This window comes from Pauljensenia sp. 27098_8_83, from assembly GCF_041432695.1.
In the GTDB taxonomy this organism is placed as follows: domain Bacteria; phylum Actinomycetota; class Actinomycetes; order Actinomycetales; family Actinomycetaceae; genus Pauljensenia.
In genome coordinates this window covers 64,522-70,890 of record NZ_JAPWAD010000013.1, presented here as the reverse complement: position 1 = coordinate 70,890, position 6,369 = coordinate 64,522, and the positions used below count along the sequence as shown (strand labels likewise).

Annotated in this window: 5 protein-coding genes; 2 read left to right on the top strand and 3 right to left on the bottom strand. The window is 66.0% G+C overall.

Annotated elements, in window-relative coordinates:
- Nucleotides 1-92: 92 nt before the first annotated feature.
- The gene (locus tag O3656_RS06390) at nucleotides 93-1,817 is read left to right on the top strand and encodes a C40 family peptidase (protein WP_500063154.1); all 1,725 of its coding nucleotides are present in this window, start codon (nucleotides 93-95) and stop codon (nucleotides 1,815-1,817) included.
- Nucleotides 1,818-1,883: 66 nt separating this feature from the next.
- Here the strand turns inward: O3656_RS06390 and O3656_RS06385 are convergent, their stop codons facing one another.
- From O3656_RS06385 to O3656_RS06375, 3 genes are all read right to left on the bottom strand, one after another.
- On the bottom strand, nucleotides 1,884-2,927 hold the full coding sequence (locus tag O3656_RS06385) for a glycosyltransferase family 2 protein (protein ID WP_500063153.1): 1,044 nt from the start codon (nucleotides 2,925-2,927) through the stop codon (nucleotides 1,884-1,886).
- Nucleotides 2,924-4,477 carry a DUF2142 domain-containing protein gene (locus O3656_RS06380; RefSeq protein WP_500063152.1) on the bottom strand — a complete coding sequence of 518 codons (1,554 nt, stop codon included), beginning with the start codon at nucleotides 4,475-4,477 and terminating at the stop codon, nucleotides 2,924-2,926. The genes O3656_RS06385 and O3656_RS06380 overlap by 4 nt, the downstream gene beginning before the upstream one ends.
- A gap of 84 nt (nucleotides 4,478-4,561) precedes the next feature.
- On the bottom strand, nucleotides 4,562-5,155 hold the full coding sequence (locus O3656_RS06375) for a hypothetical protein (RefSeq protein ID WP_500063151.1): 594 nt from the start codon (nucleotides 5,153-5,155) through the stop codon (nucleotides 4,562-4,564).
- Between the two features lie 205 nt (nucleotides 5,156-5,360).
- Between O3656_RS06375 and rfbB the strand changes: the two genes are divergently transcribed.
- Nucleotides 5,361-6,368 (top strand): dTDP-glucose 4,6-dehydratase, encoded by a 1,008-nt coding sequence (rfbB, locus tag O3656_RS06370; protein WP_500063150.1) that lies wholly within the window; start codon nucleotides 5,361-5,363, stop codon nucleotides 6,366-6,368.
- Nucleotide 6,369 lies beyond the last annotated feature (1 nt).

Sequence of the window (6,369 nt, the reverse complement as noted above, 5' to 3'; positions counted from 1 at the left end):
CTTTTACCTGCCTCGAGGGCCCAAATGCCGCGCGCGCTGTGACGATCGTTCTACACTTATAGGAGAACTGTTTCCAGCGACAAGGTACAGCCATGGCACCGACGCCCACACTCGCCCGCCGCGCCCCCGCGCGCGCCCTCATCGCAGCCCTCTCCCTCGCCCTCATCGCCCTGCCCGCACAGGCCCGCGCCGACGCCGGTGAGGAGACCGCTGCGCAATCCTCCGCAGAGAGTTCCACCGCGGCCCAGTCCGCCGGCGAGACGACGCCGTCCGCGACGCCTAGCCTTCCGCCCACGGGCGCGCCCGAGGCCACCGACCCCAGCGCGAGCGAGCAGGAACGGGGTGCCCAGGCCTCGTCGGGGAGCGACGAGCCGCCGACGATGAACGCCCCGGACGAAACCGGTCGGGGAGCATGGATACGCGACTCGGTCGGCTGGTGGTGGCGGCGCACCGACGGAACCTACCCCGCCTCCCAGTGGGTGGCAATCGGGGGCAGCCGCTACTACTTCAACGCCAGCGGCTACATGGCCACCGGCTGGGTCCGCGACGGGAACGACTGGTTCTTCCTCGCTTCCTCCGGCACGCTGCTCGGCGGCTGGGTGAACGACGGGGGCTCGTGGTACTACCTGGACCCCACCAGCGGCGTCATGCACACGGGCATGACCGGAGTGGACGGAACCTGGTACTACCTGGACTCCTCGGGCGCGATGCGCACCGGCTGGGTCAGCCTCGCCGACGGCTGGCACTTCTTCGCCTCCAGCGGCGCGCAGATCGGCGGCTGGCTGCGTGATGGTGGCTCGTGGTACTACCTCGACCCGAATAGCGGCGTGATGCACACGGGTATGACCGGAGTGGATGGCACCTGGTACTACATGGATTCGTCGGGCGCGATGCGCACCGGCTGGGTCAGCCTCGCCGACGGCTGGCACTTCTTCGCGTCCAACGGCGCGCAGATGGGCGGCTGGCTGCACGATGGGGGGCAGTGGTACTATCTGGATCCCAACACGGGCATCATGCGCACGGAACCCCTCGAGGTGGGCGGGCGTCGCTATGAGTTCGACGCCTCGGGGGCGTGGCGCGGGTACGAGGCACCGGCCGGGTACCTGCAGCCCACCGACCACATCACGGGCCTCGGAGATGCGACCAATACGCTCACGTGGGGAATGAACGGCACCAAGGTGCGCATCGCCCAGGTGCGACTCGGCCTGTGGCACGCCAACAAGCTCGCCTCCGTCGACGCGCCCTTCGTCACCGCCGTCAAGAACTTTCAGCAACGCGCAGGACTGCCCGTCACCGGCGTCGTCGACAAAGCCACCTGGGACGCCATGGACACCGGCTACCCGTGGACCGTCGACCAATACCAGGCTACGCCCCTGCCCCTGACCGCCACGCGCAACGAGCGCGTCGAGGCCATGATCGGCTACGCGTGGAACCAGACCGGATCGTCCTACACGTGGGGAGGGGCCGGCCCCTACGACCAGGGATTCGACTGCTCCGGCCTGGTCCTCCAGTCCCTCTACGCCGCCGGCCTGGACCCCCAGCCCATCAACGTCATCAAGCACGCATGGCCGTCGTATCGCACATCGCAGGAGCTCTACGCATACCCGCACTTCCAACACGTGCCACTCGCCCAGCGCCAACGCGGAGACCTCATCTTCTACACGACGGGCGGAACCGTCACGCACGTTGCCATCTACCTCGGAGACGACTTGATCGTTCATACCGACTGGATGGGGCGCCCCGCCCGCATGCAGCACATCACCGCCGGATACGGGTGGGATCGCATGACCGCAGACGTCGTGCGCCCGCTGCCGTAAGACAAACGACGAGGCGGGCCGACCGTGGTCTCTTCCACGGTCGGCCCGCCTCGGTCAGGGTGTTACTCAGCGTCCCAGCAGTCGGCGCAGGACCCGCTTCGGCAGGGACACGGTCCGACGCAGCGACCGCTGCAGGGCCGAACCCGCCTCGAGCTGCTGGCGCAGCGCGCTGACCTCGCCGCGCAGCTCGTGCACCTGCTCGTGCAGGGACGTCATCGTGTTGAGCATGTTGACGTGCACGAGATTCAGCGAGGAATGGAAACCCGAATCCACGCGCCCCAGCTCCTGGCGCATACGGCGGTAGTACTCCGCCGACAGCAGCGCCTGGCCCAGGTGCGGAGACGAAGGATCATCCGTCGCCAGCATCGCGCGCAGGTAGCGGTCGCGGATATGCAGGTTATCCCACTTGTGCAGGTACGCGTCCGTGACGACCGAGTTGCCCAGCGAGGCATCCATCGTGTCACGGTGATGCCAATAGGCCAGCGGCTCCCCGTCGACGAAACCGACCGGGGAATCCGCCAGCAGTCGCAGGTTGAAGTCCCAGTCCGCCTGGGTCTGCAGCGACCCATCCCAGTGACCCACGCGGTCGGCGACCTCGCGGCGGATGAGCTGCGAGATCGGAGGCGTGTAGTTCTCCACCATCATGTCCACGAGGGACAGGCCGTAGTTGTCCGTCGACAGGACCTCGCGCTCGATCTCGATACAGGTACCGTCGGCGCGCACGCGCTCGCGGATGATCTCGCAGCGGGTCGCAACACCGCCCGCCTCCGGATGCTCATCCAGGTAGGCGACCGTCTTCTTCAGGAAGTGCGGGTGCCAGGAGTCATCATCGTCGTGGACCGCATAGTAGGTGCAGTGCGAGGCAGCCAGGCCGGACTCGAGCGCCGCCTCGCGACCATTCGAGACCTCGTTCGTGACGATCGTGATCTTCGAACGTACGGCGCTCTTCTGCTTCTTGACGATCGAGCGCACCTCGGCCTCGTCGCCGGCGTCATTAACGATGACCACCTCGTAGTCGTCGAAGGTCTGAGAAGCGATCGACGCGAGGGCACGGGTGAGCATCGCCGGGCGATTGCGCGTGCGCACGACGACGGTGACTGTTGCGCTCATGCGGTTTGTTCCTCTTCGGTCGGAGTGGACGAGGCGGGCGCCTCCACCTGGCGGTGACGCAACAGGTAGATGGCGCTCACCAGGGCAAGCGTGTATCCCAGCGAGGCGAGGCCCCACAGGACCATCGGGCTCAGCGGCATGTCGGCCCACCACCACTGGATGTCACCATTCAGATTACCCGGTGCGATCCATCCGATGTGGGGAATCCACAGGAGCCCACGGACATAGCGGGCGATCGTCGTGTGCATCGCGACCGCTTGCGCGACGCTGAGGAAGACGACGAAGAAGGTGAACTGCCCCTTGGTCGGGGACGGCTTCTTCACGGCTGACGTCACCCAGATCATCAGCCACGTGCCCAGCAGAGGCAACGCGTAGCGCGAATGGTATCCGCCGAGGTTGGGGAACGCCGTGGGCGTCGCGATCAAGAGCGGGATTCCCGCCATCGCCCCAAAGACCGTGAAAGCAGCCAGGGCCTTGCGCAGGCTCACCGAGCGCGCGCCGTAGAAGAGCACCGCACCCAGGACGAGGAGCCCGAGGATGGTCGTGTAGCCCGGCAGGGGAGTGTCGCGCCAGCCCGGCCCGGAGTACAGTCCGAGGAAGCCCGCGAAGTAATCGGGCAGGTAGCGCACGTTCATCACCGCGACATCGATACGATCCTGCAACGTCACGGTTGCGTCGCTCGTGTGAGAGACGTTGGATGCTTGGCCGCTGCCGAGCATGAGCCACACGCCAATCGCGCTCAGAACGGTGGCAACCCCGATCTCGGGGAGATGACGCCTGCGAGCCTGCAGGATCAGGATGCCCAGGGACGCAACGAACACATAGAAGGACGCATCGCCACGGCATTCATAGCACAGGAGTGCGGACAGGCCCGCCACGCCCAGGAGAGTCCAACGTCGCCACCCCTGTGCGTGCAGTGCGGCGTACAGGGCTGCGCCGTAGCAGAAGACGCCGGTGATCGCCCAGGACGAGGGGTTGTTGGAAGCGATGAAATACAGGCCCATCGGCGTCCACGCGATGAGTGCTGCCAGCGCAACACTGGTTCTGACCTCACGGCGTGACAGGCCGATGATCGCCCCCAACAGAATGAGGAGGATGGCAACGTTCGCGGCGCGCATGTGCCACACGGAGCTCTCCACGTTGTGCCCCGTCAGCAGATGGTGGAAGTGGTAGAAACCCGGCGGATACTGGCCGTCATCGTAGCGATACGACGGGAACAACGTGTCGTCTGAGTATTTCTTGACGCACGCGTGAGATGTGTCTGGGTGGAAAGCCTCGCACTGCGCGTGCGACACGGTCTCGGGAACAAGCACATTCACTTGCCCCTTGACCATGGTCGTCTGGCAGGAGGATTCGATGGGGCGCGGGCACCACGCGGACACGAGATGGTAGTCATCGTCGGGGGCGGACCCCGGAGGGGACGCGAAGATCCAGCCGGTGGCGACGGCGAGGACGCCGAGGACCAGGAGGACGAAGGCGAGGGGTCGTGCCGCGGTGGAGACGAAACGCTCTCGCGCAGAGGCAAGGTGGTCGGCGAACGCACGTGCCATGAATCGAGCCAATCTGTCCGGAATAGGTACGTCTAATGTACACGAGTCCGGGGCCTGCCCGGTGAGCGCGAGGAGGAGGAGAAGCTAGAAGACGACGGGCCAGTGCGGCATGCAGGTCGTGAGCGTGGCATGGGCGTCCGTGGCCTCGGCGAGGGCCTGGGTGTAGGCGGGGTTCGTCTCGGGCTGTTCGCCGCGCTTGAGCGCTTCCTCGGCGGCCTCCTGGTCGGCGAACTCGGGGATGGCGCCGGAGTCGAGGGCTGCGTTGCGCGCAACATACACCGAGAGGGCGTCGAGGGCCTCCTTGGAGGTTTCGTCCGAGGCCGCCTGGGTGAGGCGATCGGAATAGTCGTGCTGAAATGCGGCCGCGAAAGCTTCCCACGCGCGGTGACGCTCGTCCGCGTTGGTTTCCCCCGAGCGCTTGGCCGCCAGCGCCCTGTAGGCCTGGCCGGTCTCGGAGCTGCCCAGGGCCTCGGTGAAAATAGCGTCCATCGCAGCGCATCCGGGCGAAGCCGCATGCAGAGTCGGGCTGGCCGAGCTCGAGGGCTGACCGGGATCTCCGGGCGAAACGGAGACAGCGGGCGTCGACTGTGCGCTCTGGGCATCCTCCGACGGGGAGCACGAGGCCGTGGCGAGCGCGCAGAGCGCAAGCAGCGCAAGGGAGGGAACGAGGCGAGTCACGAGGGGTCCGTTTCTGTTGGGGATGCGTCCAATTTATCAGCGTGGAGTGGCTGGCCAGGGGACCTCCAGCGTGGCGAATAGTGACGTATCCGACGGGGTAGCGGAGGCCAGTGTCAGGGAAAGCGTGAGAACTACGGCATAATAGGGGCAGGAATGGGGTGAGTGGCACCCTCGGACGCCCACGGGCGCGCAAAGGAGAAAACTTATGAAGATCGTTGTGACCGGCGGTGCCGGCTTCATCGGAGCGAATTTCGTTCACACGCTGCTGGAGGATCACCCGGACGTCGACGTCGTCGTCCTGGATAAGTTCACCTACGCGGGTAACCGCGCATCCCTGACCGACGTGCCCGCCGAGCTCGCCGCCCGCCTGAGCGTCGTTGAGGGTGACATCGCTGATGCGGACCTTGTTGATGGCGTCGTCGCTGGCGCAGACGCGGTCGTGCACTTTGCCGCCGAGTCGCACAACGACAACTCCCTCCTCGATCCCTCGCCTTTCATCCAGACGAACCTGGTGGGCACCTTCACCCTGCTGGAGGCCGTGCGCCGCCACAAGGTCCGCTTCCACCACATCTCCACGGACGAGGTCTACGGCGACCTTGAGCTGGACGACCCCGCGAAGTTCACGCCCACCACTCCGTACAACCCCTCCTCGCCCTACTCCTCGTCCAAGGCCGGATCGGACCTGCTGGTGCGCGCGTGGGTGCGCTCCTTCGGCGTCGAGGCCACGATCTCGAACTGCTCGAACAACTACGGCCCCTACCAGCACATCGAGAAGTTCATCCCCCGCATGATCACGAACCGCCTGCGCGGCGTGCGCCCCCGCCTGTACGGCGACGGCCTGAACGTGCGCGACTGGATCCACGTGCGCGACCACAACACGGCCGTGTGGGACATCCTCACGAAGGGCCGCATCGGTGAGACCTACCTGATCGGCGCGAACGGCGAGACGAACAACCGCGACGTCGTCGCCATCCTGAATGAGCTGATGGGTTACGCTCCCGACGACTTCGATCACGTGAACGACCGCCCGGGCCACGACCTGCGCTACGCGATCGACAACTCCAAGCTGGTCACCGAGCTTGGCTGGGAGCCCAAGTTCACGAACTTCCGCGACGGCCTGGCCGACACGATCGCCTGGTACACCGAGAACGAGGCCTGGTGGGCCCCGCTGAAGGAAGCTGTCGAGGCGAAGTACGCCGCCGAAGGACACTGAT

Bases quoted from the DNA above. Each gene is read 5' to 3' on its own strand.
- O3656_RS06385 (WP_500063153.1), bottom strand. From the start codon at position 2,927: ATGAGCGCAACAGTCACCGTCGTCGTGCGCACGCGCAATCGCCCGGCG.
- rfbB (WP_500063150.1), top strand. From the start codon at position 5,361: ATGAAGATCGTTGTGACCGGCGGTGCCGGCTTCATCGGAGCGAATTTC.
- O3656_RS06390 (WP_500063154.1), top strand. From the start codon at position 93: ATGGCACCGACGCCCACACTCGCCCGCCGCGCCCCCGCGCGCGCCCTC.
- O3656_RS06380 (WP_500063152.1), bottom strand. From the start codon at position 4,477: ATGGCACGTGCGTTCGCCGACCACCTTGCCTCTGCGCGAGAGCGTTTC.